This is a genomic window from Bacteroides fluxus YIT 12057, assembly GCF_000195635.1.
Classification (GTDB): domain Bacteria; phylum Bacteroidota; class Bacteroidia; order Bacteroidales; family Bacteroidaceae; genus Bacteroides; species Bacteroides fluxus.
In genome coordinates this window covers 19,840-41,490 of sequence record NZ_GL882676.1, presented here as the reverse complement: position 1 = coordinate 41,490, position 21,651 = coordinate 19,840, and the positions used below count along the sequence as shown (strand labels likewise).

At 48.6% G+C, this 21,651-nt stretch carries 18 protein-coding genes; 8 read left to right on the top strand and 10 right to left on the bottom strand.

Annotated features, from left to right (window positions below; all coding sequences use genetic code 11):
* Positions 1-459 (top strand): WbuC family cupin fold metalloprotein, encoded by a 459-nt coding sequence (locus HMPREF9446_RS12795; protein WP_039969486.1) that lies wholly within the window; start codon positions 1-3, stop codon positions 457-459.
* A 66-nt stretch (positions 460-525) separates the two neighbouring features.
* Here the strand turns inward: HMPREF9446_RS12795 and dnaJ are convergent, their stop codons facing one another.
* Both dnaJ and HMPREF9446_RS12785 read right to left on the bottom strand, forming a co-directional pair.
* Entirely contained in the window at positions 526-1,695 is a 1,170-nt protein-coding gene (dnaJ, locus tag HMPREF9446_RS12790) for a molecular chaperone DnaJ (protein ID WP_009126105.1), read from the bottom strand.
* An 11-nt stretch (positions 1,696-1,706) separates the two neighbouring features.
* Positions 1,707-2,339: a nucleotide exchange factor GrpE gene (locus HMPREF9446_RS12785; protein ID WP_009126104.1), complete on the bottom strand. Its 633-nt coding sequence runs from the start codon at positions 2,337-2,339 to the stop codon at positions 1,707-1,709.
* A 244-nt stretch (positions 2,340-2,583) separates the two neighbouring features.
* Between HMPREF9446_RS12785 and HMPREF9446_RS12780 the strand changes: the two genes are divergently transcribed.
* Positions 2,584-4,200 carry an ABC-F family ATP-binding cassette domain-containing protein gene (locus HMPREF9446_RS12780; RefSeq protein WP_009126102.1) on the top strand — a complete coding sequence of 539 codons (1,617 nt, stop codon included), beginning with the start codon at positions 2,584-2,586 and terminating at the stop codon, positions 4,198-4,200.
* A gap of 85 nt (positions 4,201-4,285) precedes the next feature.
* On the opposite strand, the gene HMPREF9446_RS12775 is transcribed toward HMPREF9446_RS12780, so the two are convergent.
* The gene (locus HMPREF9446_RS12775; RefSeq protein ID WP_009126101.1) at positions 4,286-5,338 is read right to left on the bottom strand and encodes a leucine-rich repeat protein; all 1,053 of its coding nucleotides are present in this window, start codon (positions 5,336-5,338) and stop codon (positions 4,286-4,288) included.
* Positions 5,339-5,450: 112 nt separating this feature from the next.
* Here HMPREF9446_RS12775 and HMPREF9446_RS12770 point away from each other — a divergent pair, with 112 nt between their 5' ends.
* A complete protein-coding gene (locus tag HMPREF9446_RS12770) occupies positions 5,451-6,353 on the top strand; it encodes a CPBP family intramembrane glutamic endopeptidase (RefSeq protein WP_039969484.1) in 903 nt (300 codons plus the stop codon).
* Positions 6,354-6,550: 197 nt separating this feature from the next.
* Here HMPREF9446_RS12770 and HMPREF9446_RS12765 read toward each other — a convergent pair whose 3' ends face one another.
* Positions 6,551-8,686, bottom strand: coding sequence for a Tex family protein (locus HMPREF9446_RS12765; RefSeq protein WP_009126098.1), 2,136 nt, complete (start codon positions 8,684-8,686; stop codon positions 6,551-6,553).
* Positions 8,687-8,787: 101 nt separating this feature from the next.
* On the opposite strand from HMPREF9446_RS12765, the gene HMPREF9446_RS12760 reads away from it, so the two are divergent.
* From HMPREF9446_RS12760 to HMPREF9446_RS12740, 5 genes are all read left to right on the top strand, one after another.
* A complete protein-coding gene (locus HMPREF9446_RS12760) occupies positions 8,788-10,704 on the top strand; it encodes a sensor histidine kinase (RefSeq protein ID WP_009126097.1) in 1,917 nt (638 codons plus the stop codon).
* 13 nt (positions 10,705-10,717) lie between these two features.
* On the top strand, positions 10,718-12,463 hold the full coding sequence (locus HMPREF9446_RS12755) for a bifunctional metallophosphatase/5'-nucleotidase (protein WP_039969482.1): 1,746 nt from the start codon (positions 10,718-10,720) through the stop codon (positions 12,461-12,463).
* Between the two features lie 45 nt (positions 12,464-12,508).
* Positions 12,509-12,847 carry a hypothetical protein gene (locus tag HMPREF9446_RS12750; protein ID WP_039969479.1) on the top strand — a complete coding sequence of 113 codons (339 nt, stop codon included), beginning with the start codon at positions 12,509-12,511 and terminating at the stop codon, positions 12,845-12,847.
* A 123-nt stretch (positions 12,848-12,970) separates the two neighbouring features.
* Positions 12,971-15,295 (top strand): TonB-dependent receptor, encoded by a 2,325-nt coding sequence (locus HMPREF9446_RS12745; RefSeq protein WP_009126094.1) that lies wholly within the window; start codon positions 12,971-12,973, stop codon positions 15,293-15,295.
* Positions 15,296-15,368: 73 nt separating this feature from the next.
* Positions 15,369-16,247 (top strand): helix-turn-helix domain-containing protein, encoded by an 879-nt coding sequence (locus HMPREF9446_RS12740; RefSeq protein WP_009126093.1) that lies wholly within the window; start codon positions 15,369-15,371, stop codon positions 16,245-16,247.
* Between the two features lie 160 nt (positions 16,248-16,407).
* Here the strand turns inward: HMPREF9446_RS12740 and HMPREF9446_RS12735 are convergent, their stop codons facing one another.
* The 6 genes from HMPREF9446_RS12735 to gmd all read right to left on the bottom strand — a co-directional run bounded on the left by HMPREF9446_RS12735 (position 16,408) and on the right by gmd (position 21,644).
* Positions 16,408-16,890, bottom strand: a complete 483-nt coding sequence (locus HMPREF9446_RS12735; protein WP_009126092.1) for a BT0820 family HAD-type phosphatase — start codon at positions 16,888-16,890, stop codon at positions 16,408-16,410.
* A gap of 13 nt (positions 16,891-16,903) precedes the next feature.
* Positions 16,904-17,989: an OmpA family protein gene (locus HMPREF9446_RS12730; RefSeq protein ID WP_009126091.1), complete on the bottom strand. Its 1,086-nt coding sequence runs from the start codon at positions 17,987-17,989 to the stop codon at positions 16,904-16,906.
* Positions 17,990-18,005: 16 nt separating this feature from the next.
* Entirely contained in the window at positions 18,006-19,325 is a 1,320-nt protein-coding gene (gene porM, locus HMPREF9446_RS12725; protein WP_009126090.1) for a type IX secretion system motor protein PorM/GldM, read from the bottom strand.
* 9 nt (positions 19,326-19,334) lie between these two features.
* Positions 19,335-19,868, bottom strand: coding sequence for a type IX secretion system motor protein PorL/GldL (gene porL / locus HMPREF9446_RS12720; protein WP_039969461.1), 534 nt, complete (start codon positions 19,866-19,868; stop codon positions 19,335-19,337).
* 84 nt (positions 19,869-19,952) lie between these two features.
* Complete coding sequence (locus tag HMPREF9446_RS12715; protein WP_009126088.1) at positions 19,953-20,537, bottom strand: hypothetical protein; 585 nt, start codon at positions 20,535-20,537, stop codon at positions 19,953-19,955.
* Positions 20,538-20,561: 24 nt separating this feature from the next.
* A complete protein-coding gene (gmd, locus tag HMPREF9446_RS12710) occupies positions 20,562-21,644 on the bottom strand; it encodes a GDP-mannose 4,6-dehydratase (RefSeq protein ID WP_009126087.1) in 1,083 nt (360 codons plus the stop codon).
* Positions 21,645-21,651 lie beyond the last annotated feature (7 nt).

Below are 21,651 nucleotides of genomic sequence, written 5' to 3'. Positions count from 1 at the left end.
ATGAAGTTGATAACAGAGGAGCTGTTGGACATGGTTACAGCCCAAGCCAAGGAGAATCCCCGTTTGCGTATGAACCATAATTTTCATGCAACAATGGATGCTCCTATCCATCGCCTCTTGAATGCTTTGGAGCCCGGTACTTATCTGCCTCCGCATCGTCATACGGATAAAGAAGAAACTTATTTGGTTTTGCGTGGCAGCTTGTTGGCTTTCTTTTATGATGAAGAGGGAAATGTGACAGAAAAGGTACGTCTGAATCCTTCGGAAGGCAAATACGGTTTAGAGATACCTCCTTGCACTTGGCACAGCATTATTGCTTTAGAGTCGGGAACTGTTATTTTTGAAATAAAGAAAGGGCCTTATCAACCGCTCCCTCCTGAAGATCTTGCTCCATGGGCTCCCTTGCCTTCTGATGGGGAGGGGGTAGAAGCCTTTATGAAACGTATGTCAGAATTCTAATTTATGAATAAAAATGCCGCATATAGAGATAAATATATGCGGCATTCAAGTTTTATATGGGAAGTCTTAGTCAAACAAACTTTTGAACTTCTTGAATATTTTCTCCTTGATGGAAGTATTCGGTTGGAAGTTGTCCGAGTCTTCCATATCTTCCAAAGCTTTCTTCTCGTCCTTACTGAGAGTTTCCGGCACATACACACTGACATTTACCAGCAAATCTCCGGTTCCGTATCCGTTTACGCTGGGCAGACCTTTACCGCGAAGGCGGAGTACCTTGCCCGGCTGCGTACCCGGTTCGATTTTCACTTTCACTTTGCCGTCAATGGTCGGTATTTCTACCGCACCGCCTAATGCAGCTGTAGGGAAGCTAAGGAGAAGGTTGTAGATTAAGTCGTTTTCGTCGCGTATCAAGTTCGGATCTTGTTCTTCCTCCACAAGAATCAAGAGATCACCTGCCACACCGTTATGCTTGCCGGCATTTCCCTTTCCTCCCATGGAAAGCTGCATGCCTTCTGCCACACCTTTCGGTATTTTTACGGTCACTACTTCCTCTCCATATACGATACCTTCACCGGCACATGCTTTACACTTGTGCTTGATGATTTTGCCTTCACCGTTGCAAGTAGGACAAGTGGCGCGGGTCTGCATCGTACCGAGAATAGTCTGCTGGTTACGGATGACTGTACCGCTTCCTTTACAGGTCGGACAAGTCTCTGCTCCACCGTCGCCTTCTGCGCCGGTGCCGTGACAATGGGTACAAGGAACGTACTTCTTCAGTTTGAATTTCTTTTCTACTCCCGTAGAAATTTCTTTCAGGTTCAGTTTCACTTTGACGCGCAGGTCCGAACCGCGATAGCGTCTTTGTTGTGCGCCACCGCCTCCGCCAAAGCCTCCGAAGCCACTGAAGCCGCCACTGTGTCCGCCAAAGATGTCGCCAAACATGGAGAAGATATCATCCATGGACATGCCTCCGCTGAAACCGCCGAACGGGCCTCCGTTACCGGCGGCGCCACCCAGTCCGGCATGGCCGAATTGGTCGTAACGGGCACGCTTGTCAGGATTGCTCAGCACGTCATACGCTTCTGCCGCTTCCTTGAATTTCTCTTCCGCTGTTTTGTCGCCCGGGTTTTTGTCCGGATGGTATTGGATGGCCTTTTTACGATAAGCTTTCTTTATTTCTTCTACCGTTGCTGTCTTTTCAACTTCCAATACTTCGTAGTAATCTCTTTTTTCCATACAGTCTTATGTTATTCTCCGACTACCACCTTGGCATGACGGATCACTTTGTCGTTTAGCATGTAACCGGTTTGTACACAGTCCAGAATTTTCCCTTTCAGTTCTTCAGCGGGTGCCGGAATAACGGCGATGGCCTCGTGGTAGTCTGTGTCCAGCGGTTTTTCCTTTGTTTCGATCACTTTTACGCCGTTCTGTCCCAATACGGACATAAACTTGTTGTAGATAAGTTCTACCCCTTCTTTGACGGCAGCCACGTCGGTTGCTGTTTCCATGTTCTTGAGGGCGCGTTCAAAATCGTCCACAATGGGGAGGATGCTGCTGATGCTCTTTTCGCCGCCATTCAAGATCAGTTCCGCTTTTTCCTTCATGGTGCGTTTGCGATAGTTGTCGAACTCGGCAGACAAACGTAGATATTTGTCTTTCTGTTCTTCAATCTGCTCGTTGGCCTTTTCTAACTCTTGCGCGAGTTTTTCTTCTTCACTTAGAGGGGTTTCCTTTTCTTCCTGCGGAGCTTCCTTTTCAGTAGTCTCTTCAGTTTCCTCCTTTTGAGGAGTTTGATTCTTCAACTCTTCTTCGTTGGTTTCTTTTTCTTTCGGATTCATATTGTTATGCTTATTATTCTTATAAAATGGTTTTGTTTTCATTACTGCCAAGGGTTTAAGTTAATGTGTCAAGAACAGGTCAGCAAAAAGTTTGCCAAAATGTTTCTTGGGGTTAAAAACAGTGCAAAGGTAATACTTTTATGTCACATTGACAGCGCTTCTCCCTCCTATTCGTGGAAAAATGAATGGGATTTATGATTTATAATTTATGATTTATGACTACCTTTGCACCCGGATTTGCATAATGACAAGAATATATCATAAATTATAAATCATAAATTTACAGATGATTACAGTCTCTAATGTCTCGGTACAGTTTGGTAAAAGAGTGTTGTTTAATGATGTAAACTTAAAGTTTACAAGTGGTAACTGTTACGGTATTATCGGTGCTAACGGTGCCGGAAAATCTACTTTCCTGAAAACTATTTCCGGAGAATTGGATCCGACTACCGGTTCCATCACCTTGGGACCGGGCGAGCGTCTGTCTGTTTTGAGCCAGGACCACTTTAAGTGGGATGCTTTTACGGTAATGGATACCGTGATGATGGGCCATAGCGTGTTGTGGGACATCATGAAGCAACGCGAGGTACTGTATGCCAAGGAAGATTTTACCGATGAAGACGGGCTTAAGGTCTCCGAACTGGAAGAAAGATTCGCCGAGTTGGACGGTTGGAATGCGGAGAGTGATGCTGCCGCCCTGTTGAGTGGTTTGGGCATCAAGGAAGACAAGCATTACCTGCTGATGGGCGAACTGAACAATAAAGAGAAGGTGCGTGTCATGTTAGCGCAGGCATTGTATGGCAATCCGGACAACCTGTTGCTGGACGAGCCTACCAATGACTTGGACATGGATACCGTTACCTGGTTGGAAGAATACCTCTCGAATTTTGAACATACCGTGCTGGTGGTAAGCCACGACCGTCACTTCCTCGATTCCGTATGTACCCATACGGTAGATATTGACTATGGAAAGATCAATCAGTTTGCCGGCAACTATAGCTTCTGGTATGAGTCCAGCCAGTTGGCGCTTCGCCAGCAGCAGAACCAGAAAGCCAAGGCTGAGGAGAAAAAGAAAGAACTGGAAGAGTTTATCCGCCGTTTCAGCGCCAATGTGGCGAAGAGCAAGCAGACTACCAGCCGTAAGAAGATGCTGGAGAAACTGAATGTAGAGGAAATCAAGCCCTCTTCACGCAAGTATCCGGGTATCATCTTTACTCCCGAGCGCGAACCGGGCAATCAGATTCTGGAGGTTTCGGGCTTGACCAAAACCCTGGAAGACGGTACCGTATTGTTCCGTGACGTGAATTTCAATGTGGAGAAGGGGGATAAGATCGTGTTCCTTTCTCATGACCCGCGTGCCATGACGGCTCTGTTCGAGATTATCAACGGCAACATGAAACCGGACGAAGGGACCTATAATTGGGGCGTTACCATCACTACTGCTTACCTGCCGCTGGACAACACTGATTTCTTTAATACGGACTTGAACCTGGTAGATTGGCTGAGCCAGTTCGGTGAAGGTAATGAGGTCTATATGAAAGGCTTCTTGGGCCGTATGCTTTTCTCCGGCGAAGAGGTGCTGAAAAAGGCGAGTGTCTTGTCCGGAGGCGAGAAGATGCGTTGTATGATTGCCCGTATGCAGTTGCGCAATGCCAACTGTCTGATTCTGGATACCCCGACCAACCATCTTGATTTGGAGTCTATCCAGGCGTTCAACAATAACCTGAAGACCTATAAGGGTAATATTCTGTTCTCGTCACACGACCATGAGTTTATTGAGACGGTGTCCAACCGTATTATCGAGCTGACTCCGAACGGCATTATCGACAAGATGATGGAATATGATGAATACATCACCTCGGACCATATCAAGGAACTGAGAGCGCGCATGTACGGTGCCTGAAGATAAATATTCTTGGAGGTGTGTTCTAAATCTTTATTTTGACACACCTCCTTTTTTGTTGATACGTTGAATAATGAGTATAAGGCTACTGCTTCTCCTTATATATGATTTTGCCTTTGCCTTCCCCGAAGAGGTTATCCCCCAATGTCGTGATCTTGTTTCCGGTAGCCATGACGTAGCGCAGGTTGTCACATCCTATGAATGCGCCGTATTCAATGGCGGTTACCCCGGAAGGCAGCGTCAGTGTGCCGCACAGGCGTCCGCAACCGCTGAAAGCCCGTTGTCCTATACTTTTCAGCCCACGGGGGAGAACGGCGCTCAGTAAATACTTCTTTTGGGTGAATGTATAATCGGGGATTGCGGTAGCATTGCTTTGTGACATATCAATGGAAACCAGATTGGGCATATAATCGCGTATCAGCACGAAATCAGCTTCATCCAGCTTGCCCTCTACGGTCAGGAAATTCACGTCCTTGGGCTGTATGCCCCCTCTGAGCAATTCGCTGGCGAGGCTTCCCATCAGCCCTATCTGTACGGTAACTCCTAACGGCTCCCCTTCAATGAAAGCGAATGTTTCCCACTTCTTCTTGTTCCGGTAAGCGTCGCTGCTTCCCAAAGGAACAAATATGGCCGTGACGCTGTCCGCCAAGGCTTCTGTCATCAGATTGGGAGCCGTTTTCTTGCGTATCTGGCAAATCTTCAGATTATTGCAGTTCTTAAACGCTGCGTCTTCTATATTTTTGGTCTTGTCGGACAATATGACCCTGGTCAGAGATTCCTTGCCGATGAAAGTGCTGTCGTTTACGGGTTTGCAGAAGGCGTAGGCAGGAATGCTGTTTGCCGGATAAATATAGAAGTGGCCGGAATATGTTCCGTTTTTGCCGGCATACATACTGATGGAGGCGTTTGATATATCCAGCAGCTCCAGGCTCTTGAATTCGTCACGCAGGTGGCGGAAGTCTGTCGCGTTCAGTTTGCCTTGCAGGGTCAGATGGGTGATTTGATTGGCTTCCGCTTCAGTCATTAATTCCACCAGGGTACCCGGTTTGGCCACATAGTATGTCTTGCTTTTCTGTGCCGAGGCATTCAGCATTAAACCTAATCCGGCTGTAATTAAGAGTATTTTCTTTAGTTTCATGCTTTCAATTCAGATGGTTTGAATTTTCAAATATAAGAAGAATATGTCAAGGATGGATGCCGTTTTTTCTTTTTATTATTATTTTTGTCGGATATTAATCTATAAGAAACCGATGAAGACAGAAGAAAAAGTTGCCGGAGAGCTTGCTGCGGCAAGTAAGGCCGGAGCCGTCCGGCAGGTGATAGTTGATATCGTACTGTTTACTGTACTCACTTTCGTGTTACTGTTTCTGTTTACCATTCCTTTCATGCTCGTGTTTCCCCAGTTGGCGTCAGAAGGGAGTGGAAGGAACATTTATTTCCTGATGCTGAACGAGGGAGTGATGCTGGCGGGCGTGCTCTTCGCCGCATGGCTGGTGTTGACAATCAGACACCGTCCTCTGTCAAGTTTGGGATTGTCTCTGCAAGGCTGTTGGAAAAGCCTGTTGAAGGGGGCCGTGTTTGTTGCGGGGCTATACCTTGTCGGTTTTGGGGTATCCTTGTTGTCGGGGGTGATCGAAGTGGCGGACGTTGCGTTTTCTCCCGTTTCCCTGTTGTTGAGCCTTCTGTTCTTCTTCTTGGTTGCCATTACGGAAGAGCTGATGGTACGCGGGTTTATCCTGGGACGCATGTTGGATGGAGGCATCAATAAATTCGCGGCACTGTTTATGTCGTCAGTGATTTTTTCGCTGCTGCACGTTCTCAATCCGGACTTTGCCTTTGTGCCGTTCCTGAATATCGTGTTGGCCGGTTTCTTCTTGGGAGCTTCCTATGTCTATACGCGCAACCTCTGCTTTCCCATAGCCCTGCACTGGTTCTGGAACTGGATTCAAGGTCCTGTCCTGGGATATAAAGTCAGTGGAAATGAATTGGGCGGCGAGAGCCTGCTAACCCTTCGCCTTCCCGAAGAAAATCTGATAAACGGAGGTGCCTTCGGGTTTGAGGGATCTCTTCTTTGTTCTGGCCTGCTGGTACTTGGCACTGCGTTGATTATCGGATATTATAATAGACATGCATCCGATAAGCTTGGCCGGTAATGCTTATATAGAAGGCAGGTTTGGGAAATTAAGGGAAAAGTTTCTTTAAGTTAGGAGAAAACCTTCTTTACGTTAAGAGAAAAGTTCTTCCTTGACTGGAATAATCTCTGTTCAAAGCCTGTGAATACATATTCGCAGTGCTTGAACATATATTCAAGCCGCTTGAATACATATTCACAAGCTTTGGACAAAGTTCCTTAATCCTGTGCCACTCCTTTCAGTGTCAGCTGTATGCGCTTGCGCTCTATGTCTATGCTGAGTACTTTGACACGCAGCTGCTGATGAATGGATACTACTTCGTTGGGATCTGATATGAATCTGTCGGCAAGTTGGGAGAGGTGTATCAGGCCATTCTCTTTGATGCCTATATCGACGAAGGCGCCGAAATTGGTGATGTTGCCTACGATTCCCGGCAGTTCCATGCCCTCACGCAGGTCGTTGATGGTACGTACATTTTGGTCAAACTCAAAAAGCTTGATGGGACCGCGCGGGTCACGTCCGGGCTTGTCCAGTTCCTGCAGGATGTCTTTCAGGGTAGGCATGCCGACGGTAGGCGAGAGATAACGTTCCGGATTGATTTTCAGCCGCAGTTCCTTGTTGCTTGTCAGTTCGGTCACGCTACACCCCAGATCCTGTGCCATTTGCTCTACAATGCAGTAGCTTTCGGGATGTACGGCTGTATTGTCCAACGGATTCTTGGCATCGGGAATGCGTAAGAAGCCGGCGCACTGTTCAAAGGCTTTGGCACCCATGCGCGGAACTTTCATCAGCTCCTTCCGGGAGGCGAACGCTCCGTTCTCGGCCCGGTAGTTCACGATGTTCTGTGCCAGCTGCGGGCCTAATCCGGAGATATAAGTCAGCAGGTGGCTGCTTGCGGTGTTCAGGTTTACCCCTACCTGGTTGACGCAGTTCTCGACGGTCTGGTCCAACGATTTTTTCAGTTTGCCTTGATCTACGTCATGTTGGTATTGCCCCACACCGATGGACTTGGGGTCAATCTTCACCAGCTCGGCCAAGGGATCCATCAGACGCCGTCCTATGGACACTGCGCCACGTACCGTCACGTCGTATTCGGGGAATTCATCCCGTGCAATCTTGGAAGCCGAATAAATGGACGCTCCCTGTTCGCTGACGATGAACACCTGTACTTCCCGGTTGAAAGACTGGCGCTTCAGGAAGTCTTCCGTTTCCCTGCTTGCCGTCCCGTTGCCGATGGCGATAGCGTCTATTTTATAAGCTTCTATCATCTTCTGCAGTTTGGAGAATGCCTCCTTGCCCTTGCTTACCGGAGGGTGCGGGTAGATATTCTCGTTGTGCAACAGGTTGCCCTGCGCATCCAGACATACCACTTTGCATCCGGTTCTGAATCCCGGGTCTATCCCCATCACACGCTTTTGTCCCAATGGAGAAGCAAGCAGCAGCTGGCGTAGGTTTTCGGCAAACACCTTGATGGCTTCCTCATCGGCGCGCTCTTTGCTCAGAGCGGCGAATTCGGTTTCGATGGAAGGCTTGAGCAGGCGCTTGTAGGCATCCTGCACGGCTTCCTGCACTTGCTGCCCGCATGCGTTGCCGCTGCGCACGAACTGGCGTTCCAGACGTTCCAGGCACTCTTCGTCGTCGGGGCTGATGCTGACCTTCAACAAACCTTCCGCTTCGGCGCGGCGGATGGCAAGCAGTCGGTGGGAACTGCAACGTTTCAAGGATTCCGAGCAATCGAAATAATCCCTGTATTTGGCAGCCTCTTCTTCCTTGCCCTTGACAACCTTTGCGGTCAGGACGCCTTGCCGTGCAAAGGAGTTGCGTACGCTGTTCCTGGCACGTTCGTCTTCGCTGACATGTTCCGCAATGATGTCCCGGGCACCTTTCAAGGCATCTTCCACATCTTTCACATCCCCTTTCACATAATCGGCCGCACGGCTTTCCGGATGAGGCTCCCGTTGCAGCATGAGCAGGGTGGCAAGAGGTTCCAGCCCTTTCTGACGGGCTGCTTCGGCGCGTGTCTTGCGTTTGGGCTTGTAAGGAAGATAAATGTCTTCCAGGGTGGTATTGTCCCAAGTCTCACTTATGCGTTCCCGGAGGTCATCCGTCAGCTTTCCCTGTTCCTGGATGGTATTGAGGATGGTTTCCTTGCGTTTCGCCGTTTCATTCAGCTTTTCATATTGTGTTTGGATGGCTTCGATCTGCACCTCGTCCAAACCTCCTGTCACCTCTTTGCGGTAACGGCTGATGAAAGGAATGGTGGCTCCGTCATTCAGCAGTCCAAGTGTCTGACTGATTTGTTTTTCCGATATGCCGAGCGCGTCGGATATCATACGGTGAAATAATTGTATCATTTGAATTCTTTTTAATGGGGTGTCAAATGTACGAAAAATAGTTGTTTTTTCGGGATTCTTCCAACTTTATATTGTATATTTGCCGCAATAACAATGGATAGATGGACGTATCTGAAAGCATATATAAAATATTGTCATGCCTGTTGGCGCTTTTCTTTCTTTCCCTGCCTGTCTTTTCCGCGACGGGCGACCACCCAGTGTTGATTATAAGTTCTTACAATCCGGATGCCCGCCAGACATCGGGGAATATCTCGGACTTTATGGAGGAATACCAACGGCTGGGAGGCAAGAATGTCATTGTGCTGGAGAACATGAACTGCAAGAGCTTCTCGGAATCTCCCCGGTGGACCCGGAGGCTGAAAGCATTGTTGGCAAAATACCAGGGGGCGGAGAGTCCGTCTTTAATTGTGCTCATCGGCCAGGAAGCCTGGGCAGCCTACCTTTCCTTGGGCGACTCGATAGAGAGTGACATTCCGGTTTTAAGTGCGTTGTCCAGCAGGAATGCCATCCTGTTGCCGGACAGGACAGACACTTTGAAGACTTGGATGCCCGAGTCGGTCGATTTCTTTGATGATTTTCCTGAATCGCCCGTCAAGGCCGGGTTTATGTTCCAGTATGATGTGGCGGCCAATATCCATATGATAAAGAAACTGTATCCGGAAACGAAGAATATAGCTTTTATATCGGACAACAGTTACGGGGGCGTTTCTTTGCAGGCATACGTCGTGAAGGAGATGAAGAAGTTCCCCGAACTGAATCTGATTCTTTTGGACGGGCGTGTAAACACCATCTACACCATTATCGAGCAGCTGCATGAATTGCCGGAGAATACGGCTGTTCTTCTGGGCACCTGGAGAGTGGATATGAACGATGGCTATTTCATGCGCAACGCCACGTACGCCATGATGGAGGCGGCACCCGATTTGCCCACTTTTTCACTGACATCCGTTGCCTTGGGGTATTGGGCCATCGGCGGCGTGGTACCGGTGTATCGTCCTTTGGGCAAAGAAATGGCGCAGCAGGCTGTCCGGCTCTTGTCGCATGCGTCGGAAACGAAGGATGGCGTGAAGATAATCCCTTGCGAAACGCTTCTCGACTATGAAGTCGTCAGGGAGAAGGAGCTTGACATATCAAGCATTCCGGGACCTGTAAAATACGTGAACGTCGCTCCTTCTTTTTATGGACAGTATAAGTATCAGATATGGACCGTGGTGGTTGTACTGGTGGTATTGGTAATAGCGTTGCTGGTGTCTTTGTATTTTTATTACCACACAAAGAAATTGAAAGATGATTTTGAAGAGTCCGAAGGCGCCCTGCGGGAGGCGAAAGACCGGGCGGAAGAGTCAAGCCGCTTGAAGAGTGCGTTTCTTGCCAATGTGAGCCATGAGATCCGTACGCCGCTGAATGCCATTGTCGGATTCTCGGATGTATTGTCGGCAGGAGGAAGTTCCGAAGAGGAACAGCGTACTTATTTTGAAATCATCAAGACCAATTCCGATTTGCTGCTCCGGCTGATCAATGACATACTCGACGTGTCCCGTTTGGAGGCGGACCGTGTTTCGTTCACGCTGGAGAGGTGTGATGTGGTGCAGGTTTGCCGGCAGGTGACGGCCACGGTGGAGCAGGCGCGTAAGTCCGATAATAAGTTCCGGTTTGAATGCGGGCATGAGTCGGTAGAGATGCGGACGGATATACAGCGTTTGCAGCAGGTGGTGATCAACTTGCTTTCCAATGCTAATAAATTTACAGTGGACGGTACCATCACTTTGAAAATAGAAATAGACCGGGACAGCAATATGGCCGTGTTCTCGGTGACAGATACCGGCTGCGGCATTCCTTCGGACAAGCAGAAACTGGTGTTTGAGCGTTTTGAAAAGCTGAATGAATACGTGCAGGGTACCGGACTGGGGCTGTCTATCTGTAAGCTGATTACTGAGAAGTGGGGCGGAAAGGTTTGGATAGACCCTGGCTACACGGACGGTGCAAGATTCATGTTTACCCATCCCATGAATTTATAAGAAGATGTTTGATATGAAAAAAATGAGTTGTTTCTTAGTCTGTATTTCCTTTCTGGCCGGCATGCTGCCTGCACAAGAAAGGGAGGTGAAACTTAAAATCATTCAGACCAGCGATGTGCATGGCAATTACTATCCTTATGATTTTATCCATGAAAGGGAGGCGTCCGGAAGCCTGGCGCGTGTGTACGCATTGGTGCGGAAGCAGCGTGAGGTCTATAAGGATAACCTAATTTTATTGGATAACGGTGATATCCTGCAGGGACAGCCCACAGCGTATTATTACAATTATATAGATACCGTAGCTCCCCATGTGACTGCCGGGATGATGAACTTTATGGGGTACGATGCAGGAAACATGGGAAACCATGATGTGGAGACGGGACGTGCTGTTTTCGACCGTTGGGCGGGAGACTGCCGGTTTCCCATATTGGGTGCCAACATCATAGATACCGCTACCGGGCAGCCCCATTTCAAACCCTATGAGGTATTTGAACGGGACGGGGTCAGGATTGCCGTCATGGGGATGATTACTCCCGCCATTCCGGTGTGGCTGTCGGAGAACTTGTGGAAAGGATTGCGTTTTGAGGATATGGAGGAGACTGCCCGCAAGTGGATGAAGATTATCCGTGAGAAGGAGCGTCCGGATTTGGTTGTCGGTATGTTTCATGCCGGACAGGCTGCCCAGTGGATGGCAGGCTTGTACCGTGAGAATGCTTCCGTGGAGGTAGCCCGGAATGTTCCCGGTTTTGATGTTGTACTGATGGGGCACGACCATGCCCGCGAATGCAGGAAGATAGCGAATATAGCCGGTGATTCGGTACTGGTCATGGATCCTGCCAGCAATGCCGTTGTGGTGAGTGATGTGGAGGTGACCCTGAAACTGCGTGACGGCAAGGTGGTGGACAAGCAGATTGACGGAACATTGTCCGATACCGGGAACTACGGTATCAGTGAGGAATTTGTCAGCCATTTCGCCCCGCAATACCGGACGATTCAGAATTTTGTATCCAAGAAGATAGGCCACTTCACGGAAACGGTTTCTACACGTCCTGCCTATTTCGGTCCTTCGGCGTTCGTCGATTTGATTCATAGCCTGCAACTGGAAATCAGCGGGGCCGATATATCCTTTGCCGCACCGTTGTCCTATGATACGGAAATCAAGGAAGGAGATGTGTTTGTAAACGATATGTTCAATCTGTATAAGTATGAGAACATGCTTTACACAATGAACCTTTCCGGCAGGGAGATCCGCAATGCCTTGGAGATGTCCTATGGTTTGTGGACGAACCGGATGACATCGCCGGAAGACCACCTCCTGCTTTTCCGCGAGCATCGTCGTGAAGGTGCCGAAGACAGGGCTGCATTCAAGAACTTCAGCTTTAATTTCGATTCGGCAGCCGGCATCATCTATACGGTGGATGTCACAAAGCCGGAGGGTGAAAAGGTGAGCATTGCCGGCATGGCGGACGGAACTCCGTTTGACATGGATAAAATCTATAAGGTAGCCTTGAATTCATACCGTGGCAATGGTGGAGGCGAGTTGCTGACGAAAGGGGCGGGGATTTCCCAGGATGAGTTGAAGAAACGCATCATCAGTTCCACCGACAAGGATTTGCGTTATTATCTGATGCAATATATCGAGCGTAAGAAGAAGATTGAGCCGCGTGCGCTGAATCAGTGGAAGTTTATTCCGGAGGAATGGGTGGCGCCTGCTTCTCGGCGTGATTACGACTCCCTGTTTGGTAAAATTAAAAAATAAATTCCTATCTTTGCGGCTCAAATTCATTGGAACAAGTTTTTGGACGTGAAGCAAAAGAAGAAAATCATAGGGGCATTATGCTTGCTGGTATTGTTTGTAATGTACCAGACAAGCATAACGGCTTTTACCCACGTCCATTATGTGAACGGAGTGCTGGTTACCCATTCGCACCCGTTCCATGATACCCACTCGCACTCCAAGACTTCACTTGTCGTTATCGGGCATCTGTCAACGTTCTGTTCACCGGAAGTGGACGTATATGAGGTACAGCATCCGATGCGTACCCTGCTGGCTGTGCTCAAATCTGCTCCCGCAACTCCTACGGTAAAGGGAGAGATCATCCGGAGCCTGTCTCTCCGTGCCCCTCCCGCTTTCTTTTTATAAATACGGCTCATAGGAAAGGGTAGATTTCCCTTTCAGAATCTATTGTATTATTTATAAAAACAGCGATAGAAGGCAAAAGAGAGAAAAAATCTGTTCTTATGTCCCAAAACACACGTTAATTTAATGAAGCATTACATATTGGCGTTGATACTTGCAGTGGCAGGTATCAGTGCAGTCTATGCCGTTAATCCTATAAAGGAAGGCAACATGATTTCCGGTCACGTGATCGAGAAGGGAACAGAGGAGAATATACCATATGCCACGATTTTGATAGTAGGAACCGGCCAGGGGACGGTATCTAATGAAGAAGGACAATTTGAGTTCCGCAAACTTCCTGCGGGGAAATACAAGCTCCGGGTATCCGCAGTAGGTTACAAGACCCAGGAGAAAGAAGTGGAAGTCAACAAGGATTTCACGGCGGTCATACACTTCCAGATGGCCGAAGAAAGTTTTATGACGGATGAAGTGGTGGTGTCTGCCAACCGTAACGAAGTGAGCCGCAAGGCTGCCCCGGTAGTGGTCAACGTAATGAGTGCCAAACTCTTTGAGATGGTCAACTCCACCGACCTGGCCAAGACGCTGAACTATCAGTCCGGCTTGCGCGTAGAGAACAATTGCCAGAATTGTGGTTTCCCGCAAGTACGTATCAATGGTCTGGAAGGTCCTTATTCACAGATTTTGATCAACAGCCGCCCCATCATCAGTGCATTGAGCGGGGTATATGGTCTGGAGCAGATTCCGGTGAATATGATTGAACGGGTAGAAGTGGTACGCGGTGGCGGTTCTGCCCTGTTCGGTGCCAATGCCGTGGGAGGTACTATCAATATCATCACGAAAGATCCCATCAACAACTCTTTCCAGGTATCCAGCATGTTTTCCAATATGGACGGAAAGTCCTGGGAACAATATATGGGAGGCAACGTGTCCATGGTGGCCAAAGACAATTCTTACGGCATAGCCCTCTATGAAAGTTACCGCAACCGCAATCCATACGACCGCGACGGGGACGGGTTCTCCGAGCTGGGCAAGCTGAACATGAATACTTTCGGTTTCCGTGCCTATTACCGTCCTACCCATTTCAGCCGTATTAACCTGGAATATCACACCACCAACGAGTTCCGTCGCGGTGGGAATAAGTTCGATTTGCAGCCCCATGAAACAGACATCACGGAGCAGACCAAGCACATTATCAATAGCGGAGGCCTGAGTTACGACCTGTTTTGGAAAGAGTACAAGCATAAGATTTCCGTTTACGGCTCTATCCAGCACACCGACCGTAACAGCTACTATGGCGCCCGGGAAGATATGAATGCATACGGCAAGACCAAAGACCTGACCTGGGTAGCCGGCGGAATGTATGTGGGCAATATGGACAATTGTTTCTTCGCCCCTGCTACTTTTACCGGCGGGCTGGAGTACCAGAACAATTCTCTGCATGATATCATGACAGGCTATCACCGTGATATGGAGCAGGATGTGCGCATAGCCAGCGCCTTTGTCCAGAACGAGTGGAAGATGAACTATCTGACCATGCTGGTAGGCGCCCGCCTGGATAAGCACAACCTCATCAACAACTTGATATTCAGTCCGCGTGTCAACCTTCTATATAAGCCTACGGAAGATTTCCAGGCCCGTCTGACTTATTCTACCGGCTTCCGTGCTCCCCAGGCGTACGATGAAGACTTGCATGTGACTGCCGTAGGAGGCGAGGGGGTACAGATCAAGCTGGCGGACAACTTGAGCGAGGAGCGCTCCAATAGTTACAGCGGCTCTGTAGATTGGACTACCCGTTTGGGACATTGGCAGGCGAATATTCTTGTGGAAGGATTTTATACGGACTTGCGTCATGTTTTCGTGTTGGAGGAAATCGGCAAGAATCAATATGGTGATGTTATAAAAGAGCGGCGCAACGGTAACGGCGCCCGTGTATATGGTGCCAATCTGGATGCGAAGATTGCTCATGGCAAGGAGGCGCAGTTTCAGCTGGGCTTTACGGCGCAGCGTAGCCGTTATACCCAAGCAGAGGTGTGGACGAAAGTTGACGGCAAGAACCTTACGACCAAACGTATGCCGCGTACTCCGGACTATTACGGCTACTTTACATTCTCGTCTGCACCGGTGAAGAATTTCGACTTCTCTTTATCCGGCACCTATACGGGCAAAATGGTGGTCCCTCATTATGCTCCTAAGGAGATCTTTGAGGGAGCCATTGTCAATATCGAGAAAGACCGTATGGAACATACTCCCCAGTTCATGGACTTGAACCTGAAGTTGAATTATACATTTGTGCTTCACGACCATATCAAGTTACAGTTGAACACAGGTGTACAGAATATATTCAATAGTTTCCAGAAAGATTTGGATAAAGGGACATTGCGTGATTCCGGCTACTTCTACGGGCCTACGCAGCCCAGAACTTTCTTTGTCGGCTTCAAAATAATGAATTAGGCTCTCTTTTTAATTATTTTTAAAATATTATTCCGGGAGATAACCTTACTTTTGCCCGCAAAGTGCGAAAACGATGGAAACTAAAAGCATACGGAATGTAGATATATCTTTGATACAGCATTTGCCGATGATTGATTTCATCGGCAATGATTTTGCTATTTTTGATGATATAAAGGATATGCCTTTGTCTCCTTATCCCACCCGTTTGAATGCGGCTTGTTTTTGCGTTTGCCTGAAAGGGTGGTGCAGGATGCACATCAACTTGCAAAAGTACGAATTGTCCGAAGGCATGATGGGGATTATACTTCCCGACCAGATTGTCCAGCAGGGAGGGCGTTCGGATGATTTTTCGGGTATCTTTATCGCGATTTCCAAAAGCTTTATTGATGGTGTGCTGCCTACGATGCAGCAACTGTTCCCGTTGTTCTTCCTGATCAAGGAACGCCCGTGTGTCCATATCACTCCGGAAGAGCAGCAGGCGTTCAAGGATTATCATTCTTTCCTGTGGAGCAGGGTCAAGCTGAAAGACAATCCTTTCCGCAAGGAGATCACTCAGGGATTGCTGGTGTCTCTGTTTTATGAGATTTACCATATCTACCAGGGGCATACCACTCAGGAACGCATTCCGAAGACCCGGAAGGAGGACTTGTTTGAACGTTTTCTTCGCTATATCTCCGAGTCCTATAAGGAGAACCGCAGTGTTTCCTACTATGCGGACAAGATGTTCCTTACCGCTAAGCATCTTTCCACTGTAGTGAAGGACGTCAGCGGCAAAACGGCAGGGGAGTGGATTGACAGCCTGGTGATATTGGAGGCCAAGGCACTGTTGAAATCCTCGGAACTGAGTGTCCAGGAGATAGCGGACGAGCTGCATTTCGCCAACCAGTCATTCTTTGGCAAATATTTCAAGCATCACACGGGGATGTCTCCTAAAGAATATCGCAGGCAATAGGGCAACATGTAGGAATATTGTTTAGTTTTGCAGGGATTGATATACTCCCCAAATAAATTGGATAAAGAAAAAAGGCAATATCTGTTGACAGATATTGCCTTTTTTCTTAGTGCACCCTAAAAACTAATCTCTTTGCTCTTATAAAAACGAATGTTCTCTATTATTTCTTTCGATGCCGCAAAGTTAGAATGTTCTTGCGAGTCAGGATTTGACATAAGTCAAAAATAGCATGCCGATTGAATTTTTTTTGAGGGGGAGCAGGCTGTACCGGGACTTCCTCTTTGAACACATCCTCGTAGGTCAGTTTGTCGCGTACCATGCGATAGATCTCTCCCCAATCGGGCAATCCTCCCAGATTCCGGTCGTCAATGAAAAGGTCCGCCTTTAGCTTACGTGAGAACCCGTTGTGGGCCGTTTCTTCCTCCGGATAATCACGGTTCACGGCATAGAACTCCACTCCGCGTTCCCTGCACCATTCCACGGCTTCCTCCAGTAATTTCCCCTCACGTACGGTCCAGAGTATCAACCTGTGCCTGTCCCTTATCAGCATCTTCAACGCTTCGGTTGCAAAAGGAATCTCTTCTCCGATTTCCGGATAACGGTGTTTTACTATCGTACCGTCAAAATCAACAGCTATAATCATGAGTGAATGAATTTTAATGGTTATCCGGGATGTAGATGATCATGGCATTGCTGCCTGTCTTGTTTTCATATCCCATGGATTCGGGTGTTGCCGACTCTATCCTTTCCGGGGCGATGTGGTATTTTTCGGTCAGCAGGCTTCGGATGGCCTCAGTGCGTTTCTTCCTCAATTCCTCTTCCGTTTCTTTATCTTTCAGATTATCGCTGAAAGCCACAATTTTGATCGATGCCGGATTTTCCTTCATCCATTCCCCGATGCTCTCTACCTTGGCAGCCTGTTCCCGGCTGATGAAAGAACTGAATTCTTCGAAACGGATATCGATGGCTACGCTTTCTTTCTGTCCCGGTTCGATGACCAGCTTTTTGCCTTCTTCCATTCTGCGGCGTTCCTGTACATCTTCCTTCAGGACATTTATATCTTCCTGCATCCGGTTCATTTTGTCTTTTATTTCCTGTACGTCTTCCCGGCTGACAGGAAATGCCTCTGTTGGCTGCAACTGTTTTTTTCCGCTTCTGTATTTGTCCTTGAAGCTGTAGGTGATGCCCACGGCCAGATTCGTCTGCAGGTACATGTCCTCATTGTTTTCCTCCTTGTAGTATTTGGGCAGGATGGACAGGGACGGCTCTATGAACAGGCTCACTTTCCTGTTCACATTGTAGGATGCCTGTATGGCGAATGTCCCTCCGATGGTACTTACATCTTTGGACGTGATTCCCAGGCGGTCCGTACTGAAGTAATTGTAGCTGGCTCCCAGGGAGGCGGACAGGTTGAAAGGCCGGTAGCCGTTGTTGCCTATCAGGGTAACCATATAGTCCAGCCCGATGCCGTATTGTTCCGCTTCTTTTGAATCTATGCGGGTTTTCCCGGCAAACAGGTTGGCGCGTATGGCCGAGAATCGGTCCAGATAGATACCGCCGCCTATCTTTCCGCCTACATAGGTATTTCCTTGGGTCTTGAACAACCATTCCCCGTTCAGCGTTCCGGAGACGAACCAGTTGTATTTCTCAAAAAGATTCTTGCCGTCTGTCTCTTGTGCGGCAAGGTTGCCGGCACACAACAGCGCAGTGGCAAGTACGATAGGTTTAAATGTCAGTTTCATTGTTTTTTCTTTTCTGTTAGATCAGTACTATGTTGATGGAAGCTATCTGCTCGTTGTTTTTCTTGCCTCCCGATACGGTGATGGAAGTGATGTAGAACTTGTCTCCGGTCTGCAGTTGTCCGATGATTTTCCGTTGTTCCTCCGATAGCTTGTTGCCTTTGTTTTTCAGGGTGATCACCTTGTTGCTGCCCGATTTTATGAATACGGTTTCAAAGGACAGGATGCGGTAGTCTATCTGCGGCCCTTCCGGGGCGGTGGCTATCAGTTCGCTCATGCTTTGCGCCTTGCTCCGGCTCAGGGGGACGTTGCCTTTGTACAGTTCCTTTTTCCCCTTGTCCGTATATACCACGTAGGGTATCGGGTCGGGCAACTCCTTTACTGCGTAGTCATAGCGTGCCAATGTCTCCTTTCCGTTGCTCACGGTGATGCTCGCTGCCTGCGCGCGGTTGTCGGGTATGGCCAGATACTGTCCGTTCCGTTCGATGACCTTTCCGTGCTGCATGGTTACTTTAAGGTTCTGTTTGGGTACACCGATGCTGATAAAGTGCAGCCTGTTTTCACACTCCTTGTATAAGGTGGAAGTCAATTCCGGAGTAATCTGCACCATGGGCACTTTGATGGTTCCGTTGGGCAGTACATCCGTCGGTTCGCCGTTGATGAATATCTGGTCTTCCCCTATGACGGTGATTCCCGGTTGAGGCTCCGGACGCTTGCCGTCTCCTTCTATCAGGGCCTGTAACGTCTCTTTCTGGCAAGTCAGCAGTTCTTGTTCCATCTTGTCCAATACGGCGATTCCCGCATTGGCGGGCAGGTACGAGAAAGTCTCTTTTTCCCAGGAGAAACCGCTTTTTTCAGGAGTCACGTCCAGGTAGCTGCTTATCAGATTCTTCCGTTCCTCGTTGCCGATGAGACCGGAAATCAGTTCTTTATAAGATTGGATGTTCTCTTTGAGAGACTTCCCCCGTCCGGCAGACAGCATGACGTCCGATACGGCGTTCAGCTCATCTTTGTTTGCCAGTTTTCCCTTCTGATACTTGTCCCGGTCTGCAGCTTGGGCTATTTTCTCTTTCAGCTCATTCAATTCCCGTCTGATGGCTTCCGTTTTCTCGTTGATCTCGCTGCCTGCTGCCTGCTGGTCGGGCCGTTTCTCTTCAAGGCGTGTCAGCAGGTTGGCATTGTATGCCTGCAGGAGGGCAATCTGCGGATGATAATCATTGCTGAGCAGGTCATATCCTTCCAGCGCATCTTTGGATATGTTGATGCCCAGCATGGCTATCAGGACAACGTAAATCAGGTTGATCATTTTTTGCCTTGGCGGCATTACATATTTCGACATGGTTCCGGTTTACTTTGTGGTTTTTACGTTCAATGCATCCAACATCTGCTTGTATTGCCTGTTCAGCAATTCTATGTATTCCGCCATTTGCCGGGTACCGGCGTTCAAGTCCGGTTGTTTGGCACAGTTCAGTTTCTCTACCTGCATGTTCACTTGTTTCAGCTGTGCCTCGTATGCCTCGTTCAGCTTCTTGATGTTTTCTTCCAGCCGTGCCATTTCCTTTTTGTAATGCTCGCCTGCGGTTGTATCCAGTTCCGGCACGTTGAAGTTGACGGCAGTGATTTTGGGGTCCACGTTGGCATTCTTGTTGTTCAGTATCGGAAACACCCTTTCCCATTTATATTCTCTGGCAGGCTCGTCAAAACCGGAGATGAAGAAGATGAATACCTCGGTAATCAGACCGATCATCAGGAACAGGTTGTCGTAAGGGAAGTGTGCTATTTTGGAAACGGCACCTAAGATTACCAGACAGGCTCCCCAACAATAGCAAAAGTTGTAGAGGCGTTTTCCTGTGCGGCTGGCTAAAAATTTTTGTAAACTCATATTTTGAAAAGTAAAGAGGTTATGTGTCTTTATAAAAAGCAGGGGTGAATCAAGCTGCTGATTCACCCCTGCCGGTATGAATAATTAGAAATTGTAGGTTACTCCTAAAGTAAGGGTACCTGCTGTAAAAGGATCGTCCTCGCCGTCTGTTTCCCAGTATTTCGGCATGAGCTTGACGCCCGGTTCCACGTAGAACTCCAGTTTTTCCGTCAGTTTCCAAGCCGCTTGCAGGCCGAAGTTTCCTGCGACAGTCCCCACGTGCTTCTGGTTGGGGAAGTCATCCGGGAAAGAGTAGTAGCCGAAGTGGATGCCCACTACACCCGACAGGCGGAATCTGCTGTCCTCGTCGGCATAGTGCTTCATCAGGTTGGCAAGCAAGTCAACGCCTGCACCCATGGTGAATGCATTGTATCCGCCCTTCAGCCAGTTGTTGCCGGCGTTCACGGTGACGCGTGCGCCGATAATCTTGTTGAACCACAAACCACCTGCAATCTTGGCGTTGAGCTCGTTGACGGCCGAACCGTTCAGTGCTGCCGAGCCGTTTACACCTCCCGATACAAACCATCTGGTCGTTACCGGATTCATGTTCTTTTTCACGTCACCCTGTGCACTGATGCTTCCGGCAGCTGCCAATAGAACCACCAACAAATAAATTACTTTCTTGTACATATTCTAATCATTTTTGAGGTTGATTTATTCTTCCATGTGTGCTTTCAGATAGAGTTTTTTGGCAAATCTCATATCGTGTGCCACCATGATCCTGACTAGTTCCCGGAAACTGGTTTTTGTGGGATTCCAGCCCAACAGGGTCTTTGCTTTGGTCGGGTCGCCTAACAATTGCTCTACTTCACAAGGACGGAAATACTTGGGATCGACTTCCACCAGAGACTTGCCCGTTTTCACGTCAATGCCTTTCTCGTTTACGCCTTCCCCTTCCCAGCGCAGTTCTATTCCTGCCTCCTTGAAAGCCAGTGTGGCAAATTCACGTACCGTATGCATTTCTCCTGTGGCAATCACGAAATCTTCCGGAGTCTCGTGTTGCAGGATCAGCCACATACATTCCACGTAATCCTTGGCATATCCCCAGTCGCGGAGCGAATCCAGGTTTCCCAGATACAGCTTGTCCTGAAAACCCTGCGCGATCCGTGCAGCGGCAAGCGTTATTTTCCGGGTAACGAAAGTCTCGCCCCGCCGTTCGCTTTCATGGTTGAAGAGAATTCCGTTCACGGCATACATGCCATAACTTTCACGGTAATTCTTCGTGATCCAGAAACCGTATTGCTTGGCTACTCCGTACGGACTGCGGGGATAGAAAGGAGTCGTTTCCTTCTGCGGCACTTCCTGCACCTTGCCGAACAGTTCCGAGGTGGAAGCCTGGTAAATGCGGGTTTTCTGTTCCAGTCCCAGAATGCGTACGGCCTCCAGCATGCGCAAAGTACCTACTGCGTCTGCTTCGGCGGTATATTCCGGAACGTCAAAGCTTACTTTCACATGGCTTTGTGCGGCCAGGTTGTAGATCTCGTCCGGTTGCACCTGCTGTATGATGCGTATCAGCGAACTGCTGTCCGTCATGTCTCCGTAATGCAGGTTTACCAGGCGGCTTTTCTTCATGTCACGCACCCACTCATCTAAATACAGATGTTCTATACGTGCTGTATTGAATGAAGAAGAACGGCGCAGGATACCGTGCACCTCATATCCTTTTTCAATCAGGAATTCGGCCAGGAACGAACCGTCCTGACCTGTAATTCCGGAAATTAATGCTACTTTTTTCATGTCTGGT

Bases quoted from the DNA above. Each gene is read 5' to 3' on its own strand.
- HMPREF9446_RS12795 (WP_039969486.1), top strand. From the start codon at position 1: ATGAAGTTGATAACAGAGGAGCTGTTGGACATGGTTACAGCCCAAGCC.
- dnaJ (WP_009126105.1), bottom strand. From the start codon at position 1,695: ATGGAAAAAAGAGATTACTACGAAGTATTGGAAGTTGAAAAGACAGCA.
- HMPREF9446_RS12785 (WP_009126104.1), bottom strand. From the start codon at position 2,339: ATGAAAACAAAACCATTTTATAAGAATAATAAGCATAACAATATGAAT.
- HMPREF9446_RS12780 (WP_009126102.1), top strand. From the start codon at position 2,584: ATGATTACAGTCTCTAATGTCTCGGTACAGTTTGGTAAAAGAGTGTTG.
- HMPREF9446_RS12775 (WP_009126101.1), bottom strand. From the start codon at position 5,338: ATGAAACTAAAGAAAATACTCTTAATTACAGCCGGATTAGGTTTAATG.
- HMPREF9446_RS12770 (WP_039969484.1), top strand. From the start codon at position 5,451: ATGAAGACAGAAGAAAAAGTTGCCGGAGAGCTTGCTGCGGCAAGTAAG.
- HMPREF9446_RS12765 (WP_009126098.1), bottom strand. From the start codon at position 8,686: ATGATACAATTATTTCACCGTATGATATCCGACGCGCTCGGCATATCG.
- HMPREF9446_RS12760 (WP_009126097.1), top strand. From the start codon at position 8,788: ATGGACGTATCTGAAAGCATATATAAAATATTGTCATGCCTGTTGGCG.
- HMPREF9446_RS12755 (WP_039969482.1), top strand. From the start codon at position 10,718: ATGAAAAAAATGAGTTGTTTCTTAGTCTGTATTTCCTTTCTGGCCGGC.
- HMPREF9446_RS12745 (WP_009126094.1), top strand. From the start codon at position 12,971: ATGAAGCATTACATATTGGCGTTGATACTTGCAGTGGCAGGTATCAGT.
- HMPREF9446_RS12740 (WP_009126093.1), top strand. From the start codon at position 15,369: ATGGAAACTAAAAGCATACGGAATGTAGATATATCTTTGATACAGCAT.
- HMPREF9446_RS12735 (WP_009126092.1), bottom strand. From the start codon at position 16,890: ATGATTATAGCTGTTGATTTTGACGGTACGATAGTAAAACACCGTTAT.
- HMPREF9446_RS12730 (WP_009126091.1), bottom strand. From the start codon at position 17,989: ATGAAACTGACATTTAAACCTATCGTACTTGCCACTGCGCTGTTGTGT.
- porM (WP_009126090.1), bottom strand. From the start codon at position 19,325: ATGTCGAAATATGTAATGCCGCCAAGGCAAAAAATGATCAACCTGATT.
- porL (WP_039969461.1), bottom strand. From the start codon at position 19,868: ATGAGTTTACAAAAATTTTTAGCCAGCCGCACAGGAAAACGCCTCTAC.
- HMPREF9446_RS12715 (WP_009126088.1), bottom strand. From the start codon at position 20,537: ATGTACAAGAAAGTAATTTATTTGTTGGTGGTTCTATTGGCAGCTGCC.
- gmd (WP_009126087.1), bottom strand. From the start codon at position 21,644: ATGAAAAAAGTAGCATTAATTTCCGGAATTACAGGTCAGGACGGTTCG.